Raw genomic sequence first — 25,809 nt, 5'->3', positions numbered from 1 at the left:
GCGAGTTTGAAATTTAATTATTAGTTGTTTTTGTATAGATTTTCTTGTCTGTAATCAGTTTGTTGATGATGTCAATTATTTTAAAGAACCCCACCAAATCTTCTTGGGCGGTATTTTCTTTTACAACTTCATTGAAGCGTAATACCACTTCTTTGGATTCTTCCCTTTTTTCGAGGCCCAGCGGTGTCAAAAAAATAAGGACTCCGCGTCCGTCTTTGGGATTGCGCTTTCGCTCAATGTAGCCTCTTTGCTCAATATTTTTTAATATCCGGGACAAACTAGTTGATTCCATTCCCATTTTGGGCCCCAAGGTGGTACTCGGCGTACCTCCTTTTGGGTCAATACTCAATAAGGTAAATCCAATGGCCATTGTAAGCCCGTAGTTTTTTGCTTCCTCATTGTACATTTTGCTAACCGCCTGCCAGGTGGCCCTAAGGGCATGATCAATGGTCAAATCTTTCATAAGCTCGTTTGGTATTCTCAAATATATAAAAATTTATTATGCATGCATAATAAATTTAGGTTAAGTGTGCGCGATTTTCAATTAAAATGTGAATCAGAGTTCCATCCGTCAATTCAAAAGGGGCATCCGTCAGATCGTGGGTCGAAAAATGAAACAATAGCGGGATATTGTATCAAAATAAGTGTTTTTAATTAAAAATTAAATTATGAAAATCAGAAATCTAATTTATGGGATAGTTTTTTTAGGATTGCTTTGGTCCTGTAGTAAAGATGATGGCCCGACCCCAGCGGAAGAAAAAAACAAAGCTCCTAAAATTGAAGCACAGAGCTTCAGTGCAGCAGAAACAATTACGGATGAAGCACCTATCGGAACTGTTAAGGCAACAGACGAAGATCAAGATGAATTGACGTTCTCCATTACCGTAAACGATGAGAATCTTTTTGAAATCACAGATTTGGGCGTCCTTAGTTTGGCAAGTGGCAAATCATTGGATGCCACCGTTAAGCAAGAGCATATTATTACGGTAAGTGTGGACGATGGTGAGGATTCGGCCGAGGCACAGGTTACCATAAAAGTAACCCTTGTAAATCAGCCACCTTCTATGGAAGGTAAAGAAGTTACGGTTAAGGAAGATATAACCGAAGAGGAAATTATAGCAACCATGATGGCCAGCGATGGTGATGGAGATGCATTGGTCTTTTCCATTGAAGAAGATATTGATGATCTTTTTGCCATAAATGATGCGGGAGAAGTAAAATTGGCCCAAGGTAAATCTTTGGATTACGAAACCAAAACAGCGCATGTCTTAAAAATCAAGGTAGACGATGGTAAAGAATCTACTATTGCCGACCTTACCATAACCGTGGAAAATATAATCGAAGGTATTGCCGAAGACCCGACATCCTTTGTGACCACATGGAAGACCGAAACCAATGGTGAAAAGATTACTATTGGAGCCAATGATAATTACGAATATGACTTTACCATAGATTGGGGAGATGGCACGGTCGAAGACATTACTGAACAGACAGCAGTGTTGTTTGAGCATACCTACGCGTCAGCAGGCACTTATAAGGTGGCCATACAAGGAGACTTCCCATCAATAAACATGTATAGCATTTTTGTAAACCTAGGGATTTTGGAAACAGCGAAGCTAGTTAGTTTGGACCAATGGGGCAGTATAGTTTGGCAAAGATTATACGGTGGTTTTTCTTATTGCGTTAATATGGTTTATAATGCTAGCGATGCCCCTAACTTAAGTGAATGCGAGAATATATCTGGATTATTTGCAGGCGCTAGTTCATTTAATGGAGATCTTAGTAATTGGGATACTCATAATGTGAATAACATGGCAGGTACTTTTAGGGAGGCTAGTTCATTTAATGGCGATATCAGTACTTGGGATACGGCTAACGTTATTACAATGTTTCAAATGTTTAAGGAAGCTTCTGTATTCGATCAAGATTTAGGAGGTTGGGAAATTAAAAACGTAGCATCCTTTAATGGAATGCTTGATAATTCTGGAATGTCTTCGGATAACCTCAATGCCACCTTGATTGGTTGGGCGGATTATGTTCAACAAAATAATGCGCCTCTTAATGTACAATTAGGTATCGACAATCTTACATTTTGTGGACAAGAAGCACTAGAGGCTGCAACCAAGTTGATCACTCTTTACAACTGGGAGTTGCAAGGTAATTTTGGCCAACAGTGTAATTAACTTTACAATCAAATAAAATTGCCACCGGGAAACATTGGTTTTTCGGTGGTTTTTTTATGTCTTGAGCAATTCTTCCTCTCGATAGTTATCGAGACGTTCAGAATGACAGCCAAATTTTAAACACCCTGTAAATTGAACATTGTTTTAATGTTCGTAGATGTCATTGTACAAATCAAGGTACATTTCCTTAACGGGCTTGCGCTTTAATTTCATGGTAGGGGTAAGGTGGCCGTCTTCCACGCTCCAAACATCCGGGGTAAGCCTAAACTGTTTTACCTTTTCCCACTTGGCGAATTCTTGGTTGGCCCAATCCACTTCTTCCTGCATGCGAGCGATCACTTTTTCGTTTTTCACCAGTTCTTCGTTCGAGCCAACATCAATATTATGTCGTTTGGCCCATTCCTTGACAAATTCAAAGTTGGGCTGAATCAGGGCAGCGGGCATTTTCTCGCCTTCGCCCACGACCATGATTTGTTCTATAAATCTGGATTGCTTAAAGCGGTTCTCCAACAACTGTGGGGCCACATATTTTCCGCCGGAGGTCTTGAACATCTCCTTTTTACGATCCGTAATGCGCAAAAAGCCCTCTGCATCGATTTCACCAATGTCACCCGTGTGAAAATAGGCACCTGTCATCACCTCAGCGGTTTTTTCAGGGTTCTTGTAATAGCCCATCATCACGTTTGGCCCTTTGCAAAGAATTTCCCCGTCTTCGGCGATTTTTACCTCTACATCATCAATCATTTTGCCTACGGTACCGATTTTCCAGCCTTTATTGCGTTGGTCGTTCACAGCGATCACGGGAGAGGTCTCGGTGAGTCCGTAACCTTCCATCACGGGCATATCTGCCGCAGCGAAAACCCGGGCAAGCCTGGGTTGCAAAGCGGCACTTCCGGATACCATTACGGACAGATTGCCTCCCAGTCCCTCTTTCCATTTGCTAAAGATGAGCTTTCGGGCCAGGCCTAACTTGGTCTCGTACCACCAACCGTTGGTCCCGTAGGGTTCAAATTTGAGCCCCACCTCAACGGCCCAAAAGAACAATTTCTTTTTAATGCCGGTAAGCAATGCCCCTTTGGCAATAATGGCATCGTATACTTTTTCCAGTAACCGTGGAACCACTGTCATTACCGTGGGTTTCACTTCTTTTACGTTGTCACTGATTTTGTCCAATCCTTCCGCAAAATGGATTTGAACGCCACAATATTGGTACAAATACAAGATCATACGTTCAAAAATGTGGCAAACAGGCAAAAAGCTCAGGGCCACGCCACCGGTTTCAAAAGGTACCCTTACCTTACTGGATACCACATTGGACACAATATTGTTATGGGAGAGCATAACTCCTTTGGGGCGCCCAGTAGTGCCCGAGGTATAGATCAGGGTAGCCAGATCGTCCGGTTTTACGCTCTTTTTGATTTCTTCGACTTGATCTTGGTTGGAGGCATCCGAGCCCAATTCCAATAGTTCCCCCCAGTTTTTACAGTTGTTGAGCTGGTCAAAAGAATAGACATCTTTCAGGTTTTCCACTTTTGACTGTATGGCCTGCACTTTCTCCAGAACTTCATCACAGGAAACAAAACAAAGTTTTGCCTCGGAGTGGTTCAGGATGTATTCGTAATCCTCTTCCGAAATGGTAGGGTAGATAGGGACATTTTGCGCACCAATCTGAAGAATTCCAATATCCACAATGTTCCATTCCGTACGATTGGTCATGGAGATCACCGCAATCTTATCATTGGGCTTAACCCCCATTCGAAGTAAAGCCCTGCTTATGGCGTTGGCTTTATCAATATATTCCTGTGTTGATGTTGCGATCCATGTACCGTCACTTTTGGTGACCAATGATTTTTCTAACGGATAATTTTCGAGTTGATAGTATGGGAAATCAAATAATCGGGTAACAGTTTGCATAGTAAGTTATGTGTATAGCGAATGCAAATTAGGGAAAGAGAACCGTATTTTAAAACGAGTTATTCAAAAAAAAGCATAATTCTTTGGTAATTTTATTGAATATGCAATTTCATGCCCTCGTGGGAATCCCGAAAACCCAGTGCTTTGTAAAACTTTAGCGCATCCGGTCTTTTTTTGTCGGTGGTCAATTGCACTACATGGGCACCTTTTTCTTTTGAACGTTCGATGGCCCACAGGAACAACCGTTTCCCAATACCCTCGCCCCGATAATCTTCATGAACCCGTACCGCTTCAATTTGTGCGCGAATACCACCTTGATAGGTGAGATATTGGATAAAACTCAGTTGTAATGTTCCGATGATTTTATTCTCGGGCGTTACCATAACCATCAATTCTTGGTTGGGGTCATTATCGATATTTTCAAATGCAGAATAATATTTTTCGGGAAGAGGTTCTTGATAATCTTCCCTAAGCTTTCCCAAATCATCATTGGCAAGCATTTCAACTATAAAGGGTACATCGTCTCTTTTCGCTTGCCTTATGGTCATATTATCTGTTTTCCAACCAAACCCTTGCGTTCACAAAAGCTTGTAACCAAGGTGAAACTACATCTGTTCTATCCTTCGGATAATGTGCCCAGTTCCACGGGAAGGTCGAGCGCTCAATATGGGGCATGGTGACCAAGTGCCTACCTGTTCTGTCACAAAGCATGGCGGTGTTGTAATCACTTCCGTTTGGGTTGGCAGGGTAGCCTTCGTAGCCATATTTGGCCACGATATTATATTGGTCCTCGGTATGTGGCAAGCTAAATTTGCCCTCACCATGACTGATCCAAACACCCAATGTGCTTCCCGCAAGGTTGGAAAGCATCACGGAGTTGTTCTCCTGGATTTTTACCGAGGTAAAATTGCTCTCGTGCTTGTGTGAATCATTATAGGTCATTCTGCCATGGGTGCCGTGTTCTGGGTTGATGAGGTCCAATTCCATGAACAATTGGCATCCGTTACAAATCCCTACGGACAAGGTGTCTGGTCTTGCAAAGAAATCTTTTAAGGCTTTGTTGGCCTTATCGTTGTATTTGAAGGCACCGGCCCAACCTTTGGCACTTCCCAAAACATCGGAGTTGGAGAAACCACCAACGGCGCCGATAAATTGAATGTCTTCCAAGGTTTCCCTGCCGGTGATAAGGTCGGTCATGTGCACATCTTTCACATCAAAACCGGCCAAGAACATCGCATTGGCCATTTCTCGCTCGGAATTACTTCCTTTTTCACGTAGGATGGCCGCTTTGGGTCGATTTGCTCTTGGGACTTCTGGCAGAGCACCACTGAATTCTGATGGAAAACTGTATTCCAAGGGCTGCTCTTTATAATTATCATATCGGTCTTTGGCCAGGCCATTCGCGGTCTGTTTGTTGTCCAACAGATAGGAGGTTTTAAACCAAGTATCGCGCAGGGAGGCAATGTTCAAACCGATTTCAATGCCCTTGTTCTTGATTTTCAAGGTACTTTCCGTTGATGGAACACCGATTTTGGTAAATTCAACACCGGCCGATTTCAGTTCATTTTCCGCAGAGGCATCTTTGGCTTGGAAAACAATACCAATATTTTCAGAGAACAATAGTTTGATGATATCTTGTTCACCGATGTCGGACAGATCTAGATTGGCACCCAAATCATTATCAGCAAAGCAAAGTTCCAAAAGTGTGGTGATCAATCCTCCCGAAGCCACATCGTGACCTGCCAATATTTTACCATCTTTAATAAGTTGTTGCAATGTATTGAAAGCGGTCTTAAAGTAGCCAGCATCCAAAACGGAAGGAGCTTCATCACCAATACCGTTCAAAATCTGAGCAAAGGAAGAACCGCCCAATTTATGGCTGTCCTTGGACAGATTAATGTAGTAAATATCCCCGCCATCTTTCTGCAAAACAGGCTCTACCACTTGGTTGATGTTGCTGCAGTTGCCCGCGGCCGAAATAATCACTGTTCCGGGAGACAAGACATCTCCATCTTTATATTTTTGCTTCATGGAAAGCGAATCCTTTCCAGTGGGCACATTAATGCCCAAATCGATTACAAACTCCGACAAAGATTCAACGGCCGAATACAAACGGGCATCCTCGCCTTCGTTTCTACAGGGCCACATCCAGTTGGCGGAAAGCGACACGGATTTTAGTCCATCTTTTAACGGTGCCCAAACAATGTTGGTCAAGGATTCGGCAACACTGTTTCGACTTCCTGCTACGGGGTCTATCAAGGCCGAGATGGGGGAGTGGCCAATACTGGTGGCGATTCCTTCTTTTCCTTTAAAATCGAGCGCCATAACACCACAGTTGTTCAAAGGCAACTGCAATGGGCCGGCACATTGTTGCTTTGCAACACGTCCGCCCACGCAACGGTCCACTTTATTGGTCAACCAATCTTTGCTGGCAACCGCCTCCAATTGAAGCACTTGCTCCAAATAGTCGTGGAAGTGTTCCAAGGCGTAGGAGAGTGCGGGATATTTTTTCTGTGCCGTTTTATCGGCCAAGATGCTTTTGGGAGAGCTTCCGAACATGTCGGAAAGTTCCAGGTTCATCGGGGTTTCGCCGGTTTCACCCGATGTGAATTTAAAGGTGTGGTCTCCTGTAACTTCACCCACGTTGTACATGGGGGCGCGCTCACGGGCCGACACCCGGCTCAACAGGTCCAAGTCTTTTTCACCGATGACCAGTCCCATGCGTTCTTGCGATTCGTTCCCGATCAATTCTTTTTTGGAAAGTGTTGGGTCTCCAACCGGTAATTTGTCCGTATCGATGGTTCCCCCGGTTTCTTCCACCAATTCCGATAAACAGTTCAGGTGTCCACCAGCTCCGTGATCGTGAATGGAAACGATGGGGTTATCGTGACTTTCGAACAATCCGCGAACGGCGTTCGAAGCTCTTTTTTGCATTTCTGGGTTGGAACGTTGTACGGCGTTCAACTCAATGGCAGAGCTGAATTCACCGGTATCTGCACTGGATACGGCGGCTCCTCCCATCCCGATACGATAGTTGTCACCACCAAGAACAACTATTCTGTCTCCTTTGCTCGGTGTATCTTTCAAGGCCTGGTCAATCTTTCCATAACCGATACCACCGGCCATCATAATGACTTTGTCGAACCCTAATTTGCGTGCTTCTTCTTCATGTTCAAAGGTCAGAACCGAACCAGCGATCAACGGTTGACCAAATTTGTTTCCGAAGTCGGATGCCCCGTTGGATGCCTTGATCAAAATATCCATGGGCGTCTGGTACAACCAATCCCGTTCTTTCATTCCTTTTTCCCAGGGACGGTTTTCTTCCAAACGGGAGTAGGATGTCATGTAAACGGCGGTACCTGCCAATGGCAACGAACCTTTTCCACCAGCCAAACGGTCCCGAATCTCGCCTCCGGAACCTGTTGCGGCACCATTGAATGGTTCCACGGTGGTCGGGAAGTTATGGGTCTCCGCCTTTAGTGAAAGGACTGAATCAAATTCCTTTTCTTCATAAAAGTCAGGCTTGTCAGCGCTTTTTGGTGCAAACTGAACAGCTTTTGGCCCTTTGACGAAGGCTACGTTGTCCTTATAGGCCGAAACAATATCGTTGGGGTTGGCTTCGGATGTCTTTTTGATCAATTTGAAAAGGGAAGAAGGTTTTTCTTCTCCATCGATGACAAAAGTTCCATTGAAAATTTTGTGCCTACAGTGCTCGGAATTCACCTGACTGAAACCAAACACTTCGGAATCCGTTAATTTTCGGCCTAATTTTTTAGCTAGGCCTTCCAGATAGGCAACCTCTTCATCACTTAGGGCCAATCCCTCTTTTTGGTTGTAAGATGCAATGTCGTCTATCCCTTGAATGGCTTCCGGAACTATATCTATGGTGAATATATCCTGCCCCAGTGCCTTGTACTTTTGGGAAAGCATCGGATCAAAATCGGTAAAGTCTTCGGGTACCGAATGGAATTCCTCAATTCGAATAATTCCTTGGATGCCCATGTTTTGGGTAATCTCGGTGGCATTGGTACTCCACGGTGTTACCATGGCGGCACGTGGGCCAACAAAAAAGGCGTCGAGAGACGCCGCTTCAATCTTAGGTTGGTCGCCAAACAACCAAGTCAGTTTGTTACTATCTTCCTGAGCGATTTCCTGAGTGGTTTGGACGGCAAAAACCTTGGTAGCCTTGTCCCCAAAAAAATGGATCATACAATCTGTGCGTTGAACGGTTTAAGAAAGTGCAAAAATACGATTTTGCTCTGTAATTCATCCTACCGGAAAGGTGTTTTGTTAACGAACCCATGTTGATAGCTCATTCGTCAATTCAAAAGGGGCATACGTGAATCCATCACTTCGTATATAGTTTAATTGAAGTAGGTTTGATTTTGAACAGATAAACGATTCGATGAAAGAAAATGAAAAATCGGATAAACGGCATAAGTTTCAAATAATCACTTTTTTATTGGTAGTGACCATAATTTTACTTTTACTGTTTGATGAGGACAGGGAGTGGGCTAATTTCTTACGGCATTTTTTCAGGAATCTGCTGAAAAATATTTGATGGCAAACCGATTTACATCAATCAGCTCTGTTTCAGGTGGGACTAATTGAGAATTTAATAAAACTTGAGTTATACATTTTATCGGATCCCCAAAAGTATGCCCTTAAAGGCTTTCAATTAAACGGATTGAAGTAGTTTTCCTTATCTTAGAAGAATAATAGCTAACTCAAAACCAACCTTATGAAAACAACAAAAATCCTGTTGTCCGGGATTATGCTGTTCGCTGGCGTAGCCACATCAACAGCACAGAAAAAGTACTCCAAAAGTCAAATTAAAAAATTCAAGGCTGAGGTAGAAGCCCTAGTGGACGCCAATAAAAAGCAGACACAGGTCATGGTGGATAAAATTTTCAGTTTTGCCGAACTGGGCTTTCAAGAGGAGGAAAGTTCCAAATACCTCACAGGAATCTTGGAAGAAAACGGTTTCACCGTGGAGCATTCAGTCTCTAATATTCCCACCTCTTGGTTCGCAACTTGGAGCAATGGGGACGGGCCCGTTATTGCCTTGGGCAGTGATGTGGATTGTATCCCAAAAGCATCCCAATATCCTGGGGTAGCTTATAATAAGCCCATTGTTGAAGGGGCACCTGGTCACGGTGAGGGACACAACGCCGGTATTCCATTGAACATTACATCGGCCTTGGCGGTTAAGGAAGTAATGGAAAAGGAAGGCATTGGAGGCACTTTGATTCTTTGGCCCGGAATTGCCGAGGAGTTGGTCGCGGCTAAAGCCTGGTACGTTCGGGACGGACTTTTTGATGATATTGATATGTGCATTTTTACCCACGTGAGCAGTAATCTGAGTGTATCTTGGGGACCTACCCGCGGAACTGGGTTGATTTCTGTGGAATATATGTTCGAAGGTGAAGCTGCGCATTCCGCAGGAGCCCCGTGGAGAGGTAGAAGTGCTCTGGACGCTGCTGAACTTATGAATGTAGGTTGGAACTATAAAAGGGAGCATTTGCATCCATTAAAGCGTTCCCATTCCATTTTCACAGATTCTGGAGACCAGCCTAATGTGGTTCCTTCCAAGGCCGCTATTTGGTATTATTTTAGAGATATTACCTATGAGGGAATCATGGAAATGTATGCCGAGGCGAACGATATTGCCAAGGGTGCGGCCATGATGACAGGCACTACCATGACATCACGCGTATTGGGAACTGCATGGCCGAGACACTACAATAAAGTGATTGCCGAAACCATGTATGAAAACATAAAGGAAGTTGGACTTCCTGAATGGACGGAAGCAGACCAAAAATTGGCCAAAGCGGTACAGACCGAAGTAGCATCTGAAAAAATCGAAGGATTGCCTACCGAGCTATCTGAAATGGGACTGCCTGTTTTGGAGCCTGTTAGCGGTGGTTCGGATGATATCGGTGACATTTCTTGGAAGGTGCCTACGGTTACCATGCGTTTTCCTTCCAATATACCGGGATTGCCGGGTCATCACTGGGCCAATGCGATTGCCATGGCAACACCTATTGCCCACAAAGGAGTTACGGCCGGAGCAAAGGCAGAGGCAATGACCATTATCGATTTCTTATTGAATCCAGAACTATTGACCCAAGCGTGGGATTATTTTAACAAGGAACAGACCAAGGAGACCAAGTATGAGCCGATGATTTCTGCAGATGATATGCCGCCCACGTTCTTGAACAAGGACAAACAGGATATGTTCCGTCCAGCTTTGGAGGAATTTTATTATGATGAAACCAAATACGATACCTACTTGGAGCAGTTGGGTGTAGAGTATCCAACGGTGAAACAATAGCGGTTTATGCAGAGTAAATCCGGACAAGTTTGAATTGATAAAGCTCAGAACAGAACGTGTCCGGATTTATTTTTTAATTGAAGGAGGCCCTAAAAGCCATAGGAGATAGATTGGTCTTTGTCTTGAAAAGTTTACTGAAGGACTGTGAATGTTCAAAGCCCAAGGTGTAGGCTATTTCACCTACAGAAAGTTGGGTGGTGGACAATTTCTCTTTTGCTATATCTATAAGTTTTTCATGTATGTGCTGCTGGGTGCTTAGCCCGGTCAACATTTTGAGCAAACTGCTCAGGTAACTTGATGAAACATGTAAACTATCGGCTATGAATTGGACGGTCGGAATCCCTTTGTTGAGAACATCTTCTCCATTGAAATAGAGGTCGAGAAGATTCTCCAGCCGAACCAAAATCTCGTGGTTGTTGATTTTTCTGGTAATGAACTGTCTTTGGTAGTATCTTTCTGCATAATTGAGCAATAATTCAAGTTGCGAGACAATAATGTTTTGACTGAATTTGTCCATATTGGACTTATATTCATGTTGAATATTGAGTAGGATTTCGGTAATGGTTCGTTCTTCTTTGTCCGATAGAAATAAGGCCTCGTTTATGGCATAGCCGAAAAAGTCATAGTTCTTGATGGTCTTGGCCAATGGTGTGCCCCATAAAAAATCTGGATGAATCAATAATAACCAACCTGATGGTTTCTTCTCCGAGGGCAGCATTTGAAACTGAAGTACCTGTTTTGGCCCTACAAAGGTCAATAGCCCTTCATCAAAATCATATTCTTGTTGCCCGTACCTAACTTTGGCGTGGATATCCCTTTTCAATCCAATGGAGTAAAAATTTTGCATCCAATGGATTTCATTTTCCTTGGTTTTATATTCAACCTGCCCGTAATCTACAAGACTTACCAAAGGGTGTTCGGGTTTGGGCAGATCACAAAACTTATGGAACTCGCTGAGGGTGTTAAATGTGTGCATGTTATCTTGTTTAAAAGGAGCGAGCGTTTTTCCCTCGCTCCTTTTTTGAAATTAATGATTAATTCTTAAAATCCGTAGAGTGACTTAACGCCTTATTGTTTTCCAAGGCTGTTTCCAAGCTTTTCAACTTATCTTGGGCCATATTGTAGGAGTCGCTCCCCAAGAATAAATGAAGAGTTGGGTTCTCGCTTTCGGCCACTTCGATCAATACCTCCGCGGCCTTTTCAGGATTACCGAGCTGATTTCCAGCGATATCTTCCTTGTGCATACGTTCCGATTCCCGCGCCTCAGTATAAACATCCATTCTGTTTTTGGCCAAGTTTAAAGAATCATCGGATAGAAACTCGGTACGGAAATATCCCGGATACACTACCGTAGCATTGATTCCAAATGGTTTTGCTTCTGCGGAAAGTGCTTCGGTAAGCCCAACCACGGCAAACTTTGTGGCGCAATAAATGCCAAAGCCGGGAAAATTGGCCACCATACCTGCAATCGATGAAATATTGAAAATATGCCCTGATTTTTGTTCCCTAAGATGCGGCATCACTTTCCTTACGATGTTCAACATCCCAAAAACATTTACATCGAAGTTTTGTCGTGACTCATCATCGGATAGCTCTTCCAAGGTCCCATTTTGACCATAACCTGCGTTGTTGACGACAACATCGATACGATCAAATGCTTCCAAGACTCCGGAAATGCCAGCCTCCACGCTTTCTTCATTTACCAAATCTACTTGGAGGGGAAGAAAATTGTGGTGTTTGCCCACTGCACTTTCCAATGCATTTAAACTTCTCGAAGTAGCAGCTACTCGGTAGCCATGGTTCAACAATTTTTTTACCAAAATCAGTCCCAAACCTTTGGATGCGCCAGTGACCAACCATACTTTTTTTGTGTCCATTTTCTTTGAATTTTTGATTAATACAAATTGACACAGCAAAGTTGCCCATAGTTAGGAACAGGTATGTAGTCTAATCTATGATTGTTGTAGCTTAAATTTAGGAAGGATAACTCAAAATCAGTTTTTCTTCAACAGCGCCATATAAAATCCATCAAAGCCGGTCTCCGAAGCAAACACATTGCGTTCTTTTACAAATTCAAAATCTTTTCCGTTCTCGGACTCCAAGAATTTTTTGACTTGCTCTGCATTCTCTTGTGGCAGGATAGAGCATGTAGCATAGACCATTTGCCCCCCTTTTTTCACCATTTTGCTGTAATTCTGAAGAATATCTTGCTGCACACCCATAATGCGGTCCACGAATTCGGGCTCCAGTTTCCATTTGGAATCGGGATTTCTTTTGATGACGCCCAACCCGGAGCACGGGGCATCCAACAATAACCTATCGGCGCTATTGTGCAATTTTTTGATCACCTTGGTGGAATCGATCACTCTGGTCTCTACATTGTGGACACCATTTCGCCTAGCCCTCTTTTTGAGCTTTTTGAGTTTGCTTTCATAAATATCCAAAGCAATTAATTGACCCTTGTTTTGCATTTGTGAGGCCAAATGAAGTGTTTTTCCTCCCGCTCCGGCACAGGCATCTATCACACGCTGTCCCGGTTCAACCTCCAAAAACGGGGCGACCAATTGCGACGATGCATCCTGCACCTCGAACAACCCATCCTTAAAGGTTTGGGTCACAAAAACATTTTGGCGTTCTACCAGTTTTAGTGCATCGGGATACCCCTCTATAAATTCGGTGGCAATATCTTCCTTTGCCAAAAATGATTTCAATTGTGGTTTAGGGACTTTGAGCGTGTTGGTTCGTAGGATGACTTCGGCCTGTTTGTTTTGGGCCGCTATTTCCTTGGTCCAAACTTCAGTTCCAAGTGACCTTTCACCAAGTTCATCCATCCAATCAGGAATCGACTCCCTAAACTTTCGGATTTTGGAAAGTTCATCAAACCGACCTTTGATTCTTCTTTCAGGGGTGCCTTCCAACTGCTTCCAGTCTGGAATCCGAATACCGCGGAGTACGCACCAAACACCGAACAATCGGAATAAGTGCTCCCTGGTGTATGGCTCGTGAACTTCGGCTATTTCGGAATAGAGGCGTTTCCATCGAACGATATCATAGGTCGTTTCGGCGATAAAGCCACGGTCACGGGATCCCCAGCGTTTATCGTAACGTAATACTTTTTCGATTACTTTATCGGCATATTCCCCTTCGTTAAAAATCATGTGAAGGGCATCAATTACGGCAAATACCAAGTTTCTGTGTAAACGCATCATATAAAATAAGGTTGCAAAGGTATGATTTCTCCTTACTTTTGAAGAAAATAAATACAATGAGGTCAATCCTTTCCCTTTTTGCCGTTTTGGTTTTGTTTTCGTGTGCCGAAGAACCGAAAAAACAACCCTTTCAATCCGTTAACGTAACCGCGGTTTTTGAAGATTCGGTAAGTATTCGGGCCATCACATTTTTGGATGGTAGAACATTGGCCTTTGCAGGCAGCAATGGAGTGTACGGCACCGTGGATGTCAATTCCAATAAGGTCAGGACCAATATTCAATCCTACGACTCCATCACACCTAGTTTTAGGGCCGTGGGCGGAACTTCTGAAGATTTTTTCATGCTTTCCATAGAAAGTCCGGCCTTGCTATATAAAACAGGCGATACCGGAAAAATGGAATTGGTGTACACGGAAGAGGGCGAAGGTGTTTTTTATGATAGCCTTGCGTTTTGGAACGATACCGAGGGGATTGCGGTTGGCGATACGGTAAATGGGTGTCTTTCCATCATCATCACGAGAGATGGGGGAGTTACTTGGACCAAACTGGCGTGTTCCGATTTACCAAAAGGTATTGAAGGTGAAGGAGCTTTTGCAGCCAGTAACAGTAATATCGCCGTACAAGGAAACAAAGTTTGGATCGGGACCACCGAAGGTAGAATTTATTATTCCGCAGATAAGGGAGCGACATGGGGCATACAGGAAACCCCGATAACCTCCGATGAACCAACACAAGGGATTTATTCCATCGACTTTTATGATGAGAATGTTGGATTTGCCATAGGTGGGGACTATACAAAACCAAGTTCAAGTGTCAAGAACAAGATAAAAACCGTTGATGGTGGGAAAAGCTGGCAATTGATTGCCGATGGTCAGGAACCGGGCTATAAAAGTTGTGTGCAGTTTGTGCCCAATTCTGGCGGTGAAGCATTGGTGGCCACCGGTTTTACTGGAATTTCTTATTCATCTGATGGCGGGGCGAGCTGGAAGGGATTGAGCGAAGAACCTTTTTTTACATTACGATTTTTAAATGATTCGACGGCCTATGCTGCAGGGAGTGGGAGAATCGCGAAGTTGGAGTTCAAATAATTTTTTTCAGGAGTCAGGAGACAGGACTCCAACAATCCAAGAATCCGTCTTTCTACGAAGTAAACGACTGCATTTCCACTAGCTTTTTGTAGTTTTTTGCAGATTTTATCAATTCTTCATGGGTGCCTTGCTCCACGATTTCGCCTTTGCTCATCACTACAATGGTATCCGCATTCTGGATGGTGGACAAACGGTGCGCAATTACAATGGAAGTCCTGTTCTTCATCATTTTCTCCAACGCGTCCTGCACCAGGCGCTCACTTTCGGTATCCAGTGCCGATGTGGCTTCGTCCAAAATCATGATGGGCGGATTTTTGAGCACCGCTCTTGCAATGGACAGGCGTTGTTTTTGTCCGCCGCTCAATTTATTTCCGCTATCGCCGATATTGGTTTCATAACCATTCGGCAGTTCGCTTATAAAATCGTGGGCGTTCGCGACTTTGGCCGCTTCCATAATTTCTTCATCCGTGGCATTTTCCTTGCCCAGCGCAATGTTGTTCTTTACGGAGTCGTTGAATAGGATGGAATCCTGCGTTACCAGTCCCATAAGTCCACGCAGCGATTTCTTGGTGATGTTTTTGATATTGTTGCCATCAATCAAAATTTCTCCTTCATTTACATCATAAAAGCGCGTCACCAAGTTGGCCACGGTACTTTTTCCACTTCCGGATTGCCCTACCAAGGCGACGGTTTTTCCTTTATCAACCTTTAGGTTGAAATTTTTCAGTACATAATCGTCTTCGTATTTAAAGGATATGTTTTTAAGCTCTACACCAGCGTTGAAATCAGTTATTTCCTTTGCGCCGTCAATATCCTTGATGGGGTTTTCGGATTCGAGTATCTCCAAAACGCGCTCGGCAGCCGAATTTCCTTTTTTAACGGCATACGAAGCTTTGCTTATGGCTTTTGCTGGGGTCAAAATATTGAAAGCCAGTCCCATATAGGAAATAAACGATGCTGCATCCAAAGTTCCTTCCAAGAGGACCATTCGCCCGCCAAACCAGAGCAGGACGCCAAACACAACAATCCCCAAAAATTCACTGGTCGGCGATGATAGGTTCTGACGGTTCAATAAAGAGTTTGAAAATCTAAAAAAGCGGGTAGTGGAGCTTTTGAACGTATTGTAGAACTTGGATTCGGCATTAAATGCTTTGATGACCCGAAGCCCACCCAAAGTTTCTTCCACAATGGAAAGAAATTCCCCTTGCTCTTTTTGTACCCTGTCCGATTTTTTCTTTAACGACTTTCCGATTCGGGATATGATCATTCCGGCAATTGGAATAAAAATGAACACAAAAATGGTGAGCTTCACGCTGATGATGAACATCACTATGATTGTGAAAAGAATGGTCAAGGGCTCGCGCACGATCAATTCCAAAATGGAGAGGAAAGAGTGCTGTATCTCTAAAACATCGGAAGTGATCCTAGCAATAACATCCCCCTTCTTTTTCTCGGAAAAATAGGAAATGGGCAAATCCACGATTTTCTGGTACATTTTGTTGCGGATATCCTTGAGTACGCCATTGCGTAAAAAGGTAATAAAGTACATCGCCAAGTAATTGAAGATGTTCTTGAAGAGGAATAAAAACAAGATGAGTCCAACCGCCATCAGAAGCCCTTTCATGGGGTCTTCGCCAGAATATTGGGTTACTTGATAATTCATGTAGTCCATGAAATAATCCTTGAGCTTGCCAACGCCTTCATATGTCGGTGGCTCGTTGATTTGCTTGGTCTTATCAAAAAGTACATTTAGCATTGGGATGAGTGCAGCGTAGGACAATGCACTGAACAATGCATACAGAATATTGAAAAAAATATTCAGAATACCGAATTTACGGTATGGCACCGCAAACCGGAGAATCTTTTTAAAGTAGTTCATTCACTATAAATTCAGCTCGGACAGGATACCTTCTATTTTGGTTTCCAACTGCGAATTTACGGATTTAAAATCCGCTGCCTTGTCCAATTTTGCATTTGTGCTGATGTAGAACTTTACTTTGGGTTCTGTTCCACTGGGTCGAGCGGCAATTCGGGTGCCGTCTTCCGTTTCATAGATCAATACGTTGGATTTTGGCAAATGAAGCGTAAACTCCTCTCCGGTCTGTACATTTTTAACGATGGAGGTGTTGTAATCTTCAATGTATAGCAATTTTGAACCTTGAACGGTGTCCACTGGATTTTCTTTGAAATCCTTCAGCATCTGTTTGATTTCCTCTGCGCCGCTCATTCCTTTTTTGGTGATGGATATCAATTTTTCCTTGTAAAAACCAAATTCCACGTAGGCATCAATCAAATCTTTGTAGAAAGAGCTTCCGTTGGCCTTGGCCTTGGCTGCGATTTCGCAGGCCAATAGGGTAGAGGTCACGGCATCTTTGTCGCGCACGAAGTCGCCCACCATGTAACCAAAACTTTCTTCGCCGCCCCCGATAAATTCGGAACTTGGGAAGTCCTTGATCATTTTACCGATCCACTTGAAGCCCGTCAATGCTGTTTTGAACTCCACTCCATACGATTTGGCCATTTGCTGCATCATTGGGGTGGAAACAATGGTTGTGGCAATAAATTCGTTGCCCTTGAACCCTTTTTCTTTGTATTCGTCCAAAAGGAACTTGGTCATCAGCACCATGGTCTGGTTTCCGTTGAGCAATTCTATTTTGCCATCCAAGTTACGAACGGCTATGCCCAAACGATCGCTGTCGGGGTCGGTACCCACCACCATATCGGCACCGATTTCCTCTGCTTTGGCAATGGCCATGGACAATGCTTCGGGTTCTTCAGGGTTTGGTGATTCCACCGTGGGAAAATCGCCATTGGGCTCCGCCTGTTCTTCAATGATGGTGACGTTTTTGTATCCAGCTCGCTTCAATACTTCGGGAATAGCGGTAATCGAGGTACCGTGCAACGAGGTGAACACAATTTTAAAATCGCCCTTGCCTTTGGCATCAAAGCTTCCATTTTTAACGGATGCTTCAAAAAAGGCTTCATCCACATCCTTGTCGATCAAATGGATGAGGCTTTCATTCTTGTCAAATTTAATGTCCTCGAAAGATAGTGAGTTGATTTCTGCAATGATCTCACCATCTTGTGGCGGAACAATCTGTCCGCCATCGGCCCAATATACTTTGTAACCGTTGTATTCTGGCGGGTTGTGGGAAGCCGTGAGCACGATTCCGGCGTGGCAGCCCAAATATTTTACCGCGAACGAGAGTTCCGGTGTGGTCCTTAAATCCGAGAACAAATGCACCCTGATGCCATTGGCGGAAAAAACCTCTGCCACCGTTTTGGCCAAGGATTTGGAGTTGTGCCTGCAGTCGTATGCAATAACTACCCTAAGATCATCGTCGGTATAGGATTTTTTGAGGTAATTGCTGAGTCCTTGGGTGTTTTTGCCCAAAGTGTATTTATTGATCCTATTCGTTCCTACGCCCATTACACCGCGCATGCCTCCCGTACCGAACTCCAAATCCTTATAAAAACGTTCCTTGAGCTCTTCGGGGTCGTTTTCTATAAGGTGTTTGATTTCTTTCTTTGTGTCTTCGTCAAAAAAATCGGTCAACCAAGATTGTGCTGTGGTTATAATGGAATCCATAGTGTTTATCGTTGTTTTAGCGTCTTAAAAATACAAAGTTTAAAGGGTTTGGGTATGGCCTACAGGTTAATTTTATCGGAGATATTGTATCTCGTGTCGTTTTTTCGGGACCTTACCATGATTTCGCCCAGAAAACCGGCCAAAAACAATTGGGTACCTATGATCATGGCCGTTAATGCTATATAAAACTGGGGACGTTGGGTGATCAAGCGTCCCAATGGGTTTAAAAAAAGCTTGTCGATTCCCAAATAGAGTGCAAATCCAAGGCCCACTATAAACATAAGTACGCCCCAAGCACCAAATAGGTGCATAGGTCTACGTCCGAACTTGGAAACGAACCAAATGGTGATCAAATCCAAAAAACCGTTGATAAAGCGTTCCGCTCCAAATTTGGTGGAACCATATTTTCTCGCTTGGTGCTGGACCACTTTTTCCGTAATGTCGGAAAAGCCGGCATTTTTTGCCAAAACCGGGATATATCGGTGCATTTCGCCCGATACTTCGATGGTTTTTACCACTTTGTTGTTGAAGGCCTTTAGCCCACAGTTAAAGTCGTGCAATTTTACACCGGATGTTTTCCTGGCCGCCCAGTTGAACAGTTTGGAGGGAATGTTTTTGGTGATGACGGAGTCGTACCGTTTCTTTTTCCAGCCCGAGACTACATGGTGGCCCCCTTGAGCGATCATTCGGTACAGTTCGGGGATTTCTTCGGGATTGTCCTGCAGGTCGGCGTCCATGGTAATGACCACTTCGCCTTCGGCAGTCTTAAAACCGGCGTGCAGCGCTTGCGATTTTCCGTAGTTTTTCAGGAAACGGATGCCTTTTACATTCTTGTTGATGTTGGACAGTTCCAAAATGGTTTCCCAAGATGTATCGGTACTGCCATCATCAATAAAAATAACCTCATAAGAAAAATGATTGGATTGCATTACCTGTACAATCCAATCATGTAGTTCTTTAAGCGATTCTTGCTCGTTCAGTAAAGGAATTACAATGGAAATCTGCATTGTTCGATTCTGGAATTCCCTCCAAAAGTAGCATTTTTTGTTTTAGTAATCGGCTTTGGACTTTTTCAAGATCAAACCTGAGATCAAGCCAAAGATCAGACCAAGTACGCAGTTCATGATCAACAGAACCGGATACTGTATCCAGGCAAAGCTTTTCTGCATTTCTACGCCCTGTTCCCATTGTTCCTCGGTCATGTTGGGGTTTTGCGCCATAGCTTTTGGTTTGGCAATTTCCATGGCCTTGTCCATAAAATCGGGCTCAATAAAATTGGTGAGCACAAATTGATAGATCAAGGAAATTATGGCACCGACCAAGGCGATTCCCACACCGACCTTTAAAGCCTCCGAAATGGTCAAGTATCCACCATTGGCCTTTTTAAAGGCATTGACCCCTAAAAAGATGATGGCGGCCAAGATTACGATGGAGATTACGATGACCGCCGTACTGGTCTCGTAATGCATTTTTTGGGTGTAGAGCATAACGCCGAACACCACTCCGATTAGACCTAACAACAGTCCGTAGTTAAGTGCGAATTTTCCCGTTTTGGGTTGTTGTTCTTCCATGATTTTTAAAATTAGTGTTGCTTACAGATGGTTAGTAAAGGATTGCTTATTTTTGTTACACATAAATTTAACTTTATTTTTTTAGTGATTTTAACTTGGAGAGTTAAAAGAAATTATTAAATTTGCACCCTGAAAATTCTGAGATTAAGCATTTAAGACGATGAGAAAAGATATACACCCAGAAAACTATAGATTGGTTGCTTTTAAAGACATGTCCAATGATGATGTGTTCCTAACAAAGTCTACTGCAGAAGCTAAAGAGACCATCGAGGTTGATGGCGTTGAATATCCTTTGGTAAAATTGGAGATTTCAAGAACTTCTCACCCATACTATACTGGTAAGACCAAATTGGTCGATACCGCTGGTAGAATCGACAAGTTCAAGAACAAGTACAAGAAATTCAAGAAAGAAGAAGAGAAGGAGGCCGAGTAGGTCGTACTTTTTAACGAAATATAGGAGCGCTCTCGATACTTTTCGAGGGCGTTTTTTATTTTTGGTACTCAAAGCTGCGCTATGAACTATATCCTATCCGACGGCAATCACCGCGAAGACCTGTTCCCCTTTACCTTTACACGTCCCGTATCCGACATTCGGGTGGGCATCCTGACCATTGGCGAGAAATGGGAGAAATGGTTGGATTCGTCCGTGAGCCATCAAACGGAGGACTATCTTTCGGAAAAATTCCCGTTGACAGTTGCAGCGGAAAACACCGTGATCAATGGCAGCTACTTGCCCAACAAAATTTTGGTGGAAGCCATTCAGAAGCTGAAAATGGGCGAAGCTTTGATCGGGGATGATGGTTATATCGCCTACGTCACGGAAAATCTGGAAACTGGTTTTGAGGAATCGGCCTATACCGCGGTTCCGTTTGATGATGAGGTGTTGACCATCAAAAATACTTGGGACATTTTTTCCAACAACGCAGCGGCCCTTCAAGCGGATTTTGATTTGATCACGAAAGGCAGAACCAGTCAACCCATACCCGAGACCAACCAAGTAAAGTGTCCCGAAAACATATTTATCGAGGAAGGAGCATCGGTGGAGTTCTGTATTTTGAATGCCTCCACAGGCCCCATTTACATTGGCAAAAATGCTTTGATGATGGAAGGCTGTATGGTTCGTGGTGGACTGGCCCTCTGTGAAAACGCCATTTTAAAGATGGGCGCAAAAATCTACGGTGCCGTAACCGCTGGGCCGGGCTGTAAATTGGGCGGGGAAGTGAACAATGCAGTCCTGTTCGCCAATTCCAACAAAGGGCACGATGGCTTTTTGGGTAATTCCGTGTTAGGGGAGTGGTGCAACATTGGTGCTGACACAAATACTTCCAACTTAAAAAACAACTATGCCGAAGTCAGGCTTTGGAACTACAAAACAGGTGGTTTTGCCAAAACAGGGCTTCAATTTTGCGGTTTAATGATGGGCGACCACAGCAAATGTGGTATCAATGTGATGTTCAATACGGGGACCGTGATCGGAGTGAGCGCCAATATTTTTGGTAGCGGATTCCCACGGAATTTTATCCCCAGTTTTAGTTGGGGCGGGGCCACGGCAGGCTACACCACATTTAGGACCAACAAGGCTTTTGAAGTGGCCGAGGCCATGATGAAACGCCGCAACATGGAATTCAACGAGACCGAAGCCAAAATTTTGGAGCATGTGTTCGAGTTTACCCAAAAGTGGCGGAACTACTAGAAATCACTTCAATTTCCCCACTAACACCCAATCGTTGGCTTTGTCAATTACCGCCGGTGTAATGTGTATTGCCCTTTTTAAGCACAATGGTCTCCTTCATGGTCGGGCCACGGCCGTTGTTTTTGTAATCCTAATCTATATTGATGGCATCCCCCGAGGTTTAGGGCTTTAAATGGCCCACTTGCAAAAATTTTAGTTTCATTGCCAAAGTTTAAGTTAGAAGTTGAAGGTACTTAAGTTTGATGGGTGTTTTACGTGTTAATGGCTATTTCAAGCGCACTTCGAGCACAAAATCCGGTAGGTCGTAATCGCGGTCTTTGGGCAGTGAGACCAAGGTTCCGTAGGAGTTGGTAGTATGCTTCAACTTTTGCTTGGTTTGAAAATCCGTGACATTCTCAATATCCCCATCAATGGTGGGCAAAAGGAAATTGTTGGTCTTCCAATCGGTAATATGCACAAAGATTTTATCGTTTTTTTGAGTGGTCACCCCCCAGCTTTGCGCAGCGACCGGCCCTCCTCTTGTCCCATAAATGGTACTGCCGTATTTGTCCGTCCAATTGCCCACCACCTTTAAAGTGTCGATAAATTCTGGTTGAATCTTGCCATTGGGCATAGGCCCCACATTCAGGAGAAAATTGGAGTTGTACCCGGCGGCCCTCACCAAATATTGGATCAGTTCCTTGGAGGATTTGTAGGCCTTGTCCTGTAGCGAAAACCCCCATTGGTGCGCCATGGTCTCGGCAGTTTCCAGGGGCAGCTTGCCAACTTTGGCATCTGCGCTATAACCGCCTTTGTTCTCGCCGGGCAAATCCCTCTCGAACATTTGAAAATCCTCGCCCGGGTTGGGCGCTTGGTGGTGATTGCTCCCGATCATGGCCTGCGGCTGTAGCCCGTGAATCAGATCATACGTTTTTCTGAGTTGCCAATCGGCCTCTTTTTTGTCCCACCAACCATCAAACCAAATGCCGCCAACATCCCCGTAGTTGGTCAAAAGTTCCGTGAGTTGACCGTTCATGTAATCCAGATAATCCTCCCAATTGCCGCTGTCGGGTCTTCCCGCTTTTTTGCCCGTATCGCCCCTGGGGTAGTAATCGTTATGGTGCCAATCCAGTTGGGAATAGTACAAAAACAACTTTAAACCGTGTTTTCTACAGGCTTCGGCCATTTGTTTGATGACGTCTTTTTTGTAGACGGTCCGGTCCATAATGTCCCAATCGGACAGTTTACTATCGAACATGGCAAAGCCATCGTGGTGTTTGGTGGTAATGGTGATGTATTTCATCCCGGCGGACTTGGCCAAAAGCACCCATTCCTCCGCATCAAATTCGGTGGGGTTGAAGAAGGCCGGCAATTTCTCATAAGTTTTTTTATCGATGGATTTTGTCTCCATTACCCATTCGTGAACGCCCAACACGGAATACACCCCCCAATGGATGAACATCCCGAACTTGGCATCTTGGTACCACTCCCTATTTTCCAGGTTTTCGGCGGTTGGCTCGTATACTTGTGCAAAGCACAGCTCGGAAAAAATCAAAGCAAGTAGGGCAAAGGCGATACGCTTTTTCATTTGGTTTGGATTTAGTTAATGTTGAGCGTTGGTTAATAGGTTCAAATCGACCTAAAACAGTTGTTGTTGGTATGCGCAAACAAGTTAATCAAAAGATTTTAGAAGTCGGAAGTCGGAAGTCGGGAGGCAGTAGGCAGTAGGCAGTGGGCAGTGAGCAGCAAGCAGTAAGCAGTAAGCAGTAAGCATTTGGCAGTAAGCAGTTGGCAGTTAACAATGAACAATGAACAATTATCAGTTCGGGAACCTTTAACCCTTTACCTTTTTCCCTTTAACCAAATAACCAAGAGCCAGGACATAAGACATAGGACGACAATTAACAGTCAGAAGTCGGAAGTACGAAGTCAGAGGTCAGTTGACAATAAACAATAAACAATTGCCAGTTCGAGAACCTTTCACCCTTCACCCAAATAACCGAATAACCAAATAATCCACCCTTCGACTACCTGCCGGCCGCAGGCGGGCGCTCAGGGTCCGCTCTTCCAAGAATCCAACAATCGAGTAATCCCTTAACCCATCAACCATTAACAAATAACCGAATAACCGAATAACCGAATAACCGAACCTCCCCATCAACCCAAACCCCTCATCCGTCAACTCAAATGGGGCATCCGTCAATTAGTGGTTAAAAACCTCGGCAGAACTCCCGAATTTGCTTAAATATTTAATCATTAATCTAAAAAAATCATGAAAAAGATACTTTTTTCAGTATTGACCGTGGCCCTGTTGTGGTCCTGCGGCAAGGACGACGGCCCGGACACCCCGCCAGCGTCCAGCAAGCCCACCATAACGGACTTTACGCCGAAAACGGGCCCCGAGGGCACAGAGGTGACCATTACGGGAACCAACTTTTCCACCACAAAAACGGAGAACACCGTTAAGTTTGGCGACATAACCGCCACGGTGGACAATGCCACCGCTACGCAATTGATGACCAAGGTGCCCACCGGCGCCACAACGGGCAAGATAACCGTTACCGTAGATGGCCAGACCGCCACAAGTACCGGAACATTTACCGTTGGCGAGGTTGAACCCGATAACCAGGCCCCCGTAATGGAAGACCAAGAGCTTACCGTAGCGGAGGACATAACCGATACCGACGAGATCGGCCAAGTGGAGGCCACAGATAATGATAAAGACGACACACTTAAATTCTCCATTGTCGAGAATGACAACGACCTGTTCTTGCTCTCCGACGCTGGTGTGCTCACATTGGCCGAGGGAAAGACGTTGGACTATGAGACCGCGACCTCCCATAGCATTACCGTAAGCGTTACCGATGGCGAAAAAACCGACGAGGCCAAGATTGCCATTTTGGTGGAGAATGTTGCCGAGGCAATCGACCCGGACGACCCTACCTCTTTTGTGACCAAATGGGAGACCACAACCCCCGAAGAGACCATTTATATAGGTGCCAATGCCGATTACGCCTACGACTTTACCGTGGACTGGGGCGATGGTACCGTGGAGACCATTAACGAGCTGCCCGAGAACCATATGTTTGAACATACCTATCAGGAGCCGGGCATCCATACCGTGGCCATACAGGGAACTTTCCCTGCAATTCATAGTGAAATCGTTGATAATGATCAATTATTGAAATTAGTCGGTCTGGAGCGATGGGGCACCATCGTATGGCAAGACTTTGCCTATGCTTTTAGTGGGTGTGAAAATATGGTGTACAATGCCACCGATGCACCGGACCTTTCCAATGTTACAAGTTTATTAGGTATGTTCAATGGAGCTTCTTCGTTTAATGGCGATCTCAATGATTGGGACACGGAAACGATCACTGATATGAGTTATATGTTCGAAGGGGCAACTTCTTTTAACGGGGACATCAGCAGTTGGGATACTTACAATGTGGCCGCCGTGCAGTATATGTTTAGGGGAGCCACCTCTTTTAACGGAGATCTTAGTGATTGGGATACCACCAATGTGACCGACATGCAGAGTATGTTTGAAGGAGCCACCTCTTTTAACGGAGATATAAGTGGTTGGGAAACCCCCAACGTGACCAATCTGGTGAATATGTTCTTAGGGGCAACTTCTTTTGACCAAAACTTGGGCGGTTGGGATATTAGCCTTATTGGTCCGACTAGTATGGTATCTATGCTCGATAATTCTGGAATGAGTCCAGAGAATTACGATAAAACGCTATTGAATTGGGCTTTTTTGCCCCAGGGCCAAGTTCCTCAAGATATACTCTTCGGAGGCGAAGGGCTATTTTATTGTAACGATACATGGAGAAATGCATTAATGAACACTCATGGATGGGAATTTATTGGTGATGCACCAAGTCCCAATTGTCCTTAACAAAGTTTAGCTTATACATGCCCTTTCCCATATAGAGGGTAAAAAATCACCGGTGGCCTTAGGGTTTCCGGTGGTTTTGTTTTTTAGAAGTCGGAAGTCGGAATTCAGTAGGCAGTGGGCAGTTGGCAGTTGGCAGTGGGCAGTGGGCAGTTGGCAGTTTACAATGAACAATAAACAATGAACAATGAACAGTTACCAATTGTCAGTTCGAGAACCTTTTACCCATCGCCCATCAACCCATCACCAAATAACCAAATAACCGAATAACCGAATAATCCACCCTTCGACTCCGCTCAGGGTCCGCTCTTCCAACAATCCAACAATCGAGTAATTTCTTAACCCTTAACC

General features: G+C 44.3%; 18 protein-coding genes. 6 read left to right on the top strand and 12 right to left on the bottom strand.

Translation table 11 applies throughout. From position 1 onward, the window contains the following. Positions 1–13: 13 nt before the first annotated feature. Entirely contained in the window at positions 14–463 is a 450-nt protein-coding gene (locus GVT53_RS09415) for a MarR family winged helix-turn-helix transcriptional regulator (protein ID WP_166248417.1), read from the bottom strand. Positions 464–668: 205 nt separating this feature from the next. Between GVT53_RS09415 and GVT53_RS09410 the strand changes: the two genes are divergently transcribed. After that, the gene (locus tag GVT53_RS09410; protein WP_166248416.1) at positions 669–2,183 is read left to right on the top strand and encodes a BspA family leucine-rich repeat surface protein; all 1,515 of its coding nucleotides are present in this window, start codon (positions 669–671) and stop codon (positions 2,181–2,183) included. A gap of 144 nt (positions 2,184–2,327) precedes the next feature. Here GVT53_RS09410 and GVT53_RS09405 read toward each other — a convergent pair whose 3' ends face one another. The 3 genes from GVT53_RS09405 to purL all read right to left on the bottom strand — a co-directional run bounded on the left by GVT53_RS09405 (position 2,328) and on the right by purL (position 8,306). After that, positions 2,328–4,097 (bottom strand): AMP-dependent synthetase/ligase, encoded by a 1,770-nt coding sequence (locus GVT53_RS09405; RefSeq protein WP_166248415.1) that lies wholly within the window; start codon positions 4,095–4,097, stop codon positions 2,328–2,330. A gap of 92 nt (positions 4,098–4,189) precedes the next feature. Further along, the gene (locus GVT53_RS09400; RefSeq protein ID WP_166248414.1) at positions 4,190–4,645 is read right to left on the bottom strand and encodes a GNAT family N-acetyltransferase; all 456 of its coding nucleotides are present in this window, start codon (positions 4,643–4,645) and stop codon (positions 4,190–4,192) included. 1 nt (position 4,646) lies between these two features. Beyond that, entirely contained in the window at positions 4,647–8,306 is a 3,660-nt protein-coding gene (gene purL / locus GVT53_RS09395) for a phosphoribosylformylglycinamidine synthase (protein WP_166248413.1), read from the bottom strand. A 532-nt stretch (positions 8,307–8,838) separates the two neighbouring features. Here purL and GVT53_RS09390 point away from each other — a divergent pair. Then, entirely contained in the window at positions 8,839–10,431 is a 1,593-nt protein-coding gene (locus GVT53_RS09390; protein WP_166248412.1) for an amidohydrolase, read from the top strand. 73 nt (positions 10,432–10,504) lie between these two features. Here GVT53_RS09390 and GVT53_RS09385 read toward each other — a convergent pair whose 3' ends face one another. The 3 genes from GVT53_RS09385 to GVT53_RS09375 all read right to left on the bottom strand — a co-directional run bounded on the left by GVT53_RS09385 (position 10,505) and on the right by GVT53_RS09375 (position 13,637). Beyond that, the gene (locus GVT53_RS09385; protein ID WP_166248411.1) at positions 10,505–11,407 is read right to left on the bottom strand and encodes a helix-turn-helix domain-containing protein; all 903 of its coding nucleotides are present in this window, start codon (positions 11,405–11,407) and stop codon (positions 10,505–10,507) included. A gap of 58 nt (positions 11,408–11,465) precedes the next feature. After that, positions 11,466–12,308: an SDR family oxidoreductase gene (locus GVT53_RS09380; RefSeq protein WP_166248410.1), complete on the bottom strand. Its 843-nt coding sequence runs from the start codon at positions 12,306–12,308 to the stop codon at positions 11,466–11,468. Between the two features lie 117 nt (positions 12,309–12,425). Next, the gene (locus tag GVT53_RS09375; protein ID WP_166250452.1) at positions 12,426–13,637 is read right to left on the bottom strand and encodes an RsmB/NOP family class I SAM-dependent RNA methyltransferase; all 1,212 of its coding nucleotides are present in this window, start codon (positions 13,635–13,637) and stop codon (positions 12,426–12,428) included. 59 nt (positions 13,638–13,696) lie between these two features. Here GVT53_RS09375 and GVT53_RS09370 point away from each other — a divergent pair, with 59 nt between their 5' ends. Then, positions 13,697–14,728, top strand: coding sequence for a WD40/YVTN/BNR-like repeat-containing protein (locus GVT53_RS09370; protein ID WP_166248409.1), 1,032 nt, complete (start codon positions 13,697–13,699; stop codon positions 14,726–14,728). Positions 14,729–14,780: 52 nt separating this feature from the next. Here GVT53_RS09370 and GVT53_RS09365 read toward each other — a convergent pair whose 3' ends face one another. Genes GVT53_RS09365 through GVT53_RS09350 form a run of 4 tightly spaced genes read right to left on the bottom strand, consistent with a single transcriptional unit; the run spans position 14,781 to position 19,888 of the window. Continuing rightward, positions 14,781–16,607: an ABC transporter ATP-binding protein gene (locus GVT53_RS09365; RefSeq protein WP_166248408.1), complete on the bottom strand. Its 1,827-nt coding sequence runs from the start codon at positions 16,605–16,607 to the stop codon at positions 14,781–14,783. A gap of 3 nt (positions 16,608–16,610) precedes the next feature. After that, a complete protein-coding gene (locus tag GVT53_RS09360) occupies positions 16,611–18,317 on the bottom strand; it encodes a phospho-sugar mutase (protein WP_166248407.1) in 1,707 nt (568 codons plus the stop codon). A 59-nt stretch (positions 18,318–18,376) separates the two neighbouring features. After that, positions 18,377–19,324 carry a glycosyltransferase family 2 protein gene (locus tag GVT53_RS09355; RefSeq protein WP_166248406.1) on the bottom strand — a complete coding sequence of 316 codons (948 nt, stop codon included), beginning with the start codon at positions 19,322–19,324 and terminating at the stop codon, positions 18,377–18,379. Between the two features lie 42 nt (positions 19,325–19,366). Next, positions 19,367–19,888, bottom strand: coding sequence for a DUF4199 domain-containing protein (locus tag GVT53_RS09350; RefSeq protein ID WP_166248405.1), 522 nt, complete (start codon positions 19,886–19,888; stop codon positions 19,367–19,369). Between the two features lie 160 nt (positions 19,889–20,048). Here GVT53_RS09350 and GVT53_RS09345 point away from each other — a divergent pair, with 160 nt between their 5' ends. Then, positions 20,049–20,321, top strand: a complete 273-nt coding sequence (locus tag GVT53_RS09345) for a type B 50S ribosomal protein L31 (protein ID WP_166248404.1) — start codon at positions 20,049–20,051, stop codon at positions 20,319–20,321. A gap of 81 nt (positions 20,322–20,402) precedes the next feature. Next, positions 20,403–21,581, top strand: coding sequence for a GlmU family protein (locus GVT53_RS09340; protein WP_166248403.1), 1,179 nt, complete (start codon positions 20,403–20,405; stop codon positions 21,579–21,581). A 265-nt stretch (positions 21,582–21,846) separates the two neighbouring features. Here the strand turns inward: GVT53_RS09340 and GVT53_RS09335 are convergent, their stop codons facing one another. Beyond that, positions 21,847–23,148 (bottom strand): alpha-L-fucosidase, encoded by a 1,302-nt coding sequence (locus GVT53_RS09335; RefSeq protein WP_166248402.1) that lies wholly within the window; start codon positions 23,146–23,148, stop codon positions 21,847–21,849. 684 nt (positions 23,149–23,832) lie between these two features. Here GVT53_RS09335 and GVT53_RS09330 point away from each other — a divergent pair. Beyond that, positions 23,833–25,461, top strand: coding sequence for a BspA family leucine-rich repeat surface protein (locus GVT53_RS09330; protein ID WP_166248401.1), 1,629 nt, complete (start codon positions 23,833–23,835; stop codon positions 25,459–25,461). Positions 25,462–25,809: the final 348 nt, after the last annotated feature.

It is taken from the genome of Flagellimonas oceani (assembly GCF_011068285.1).
Classification (GTDB): Bacteria; Bacteroidota; Bacteroidia; order Flavobacteriales; family Flavobacteriaceae; genus Flagellimonas; species Flagellimonas oceani.
The sequence above is the reverse complement of the archived record's forward strand: the minus strand, read 5'-3'. Positions and strand labels throughout refer to the sequence as shown.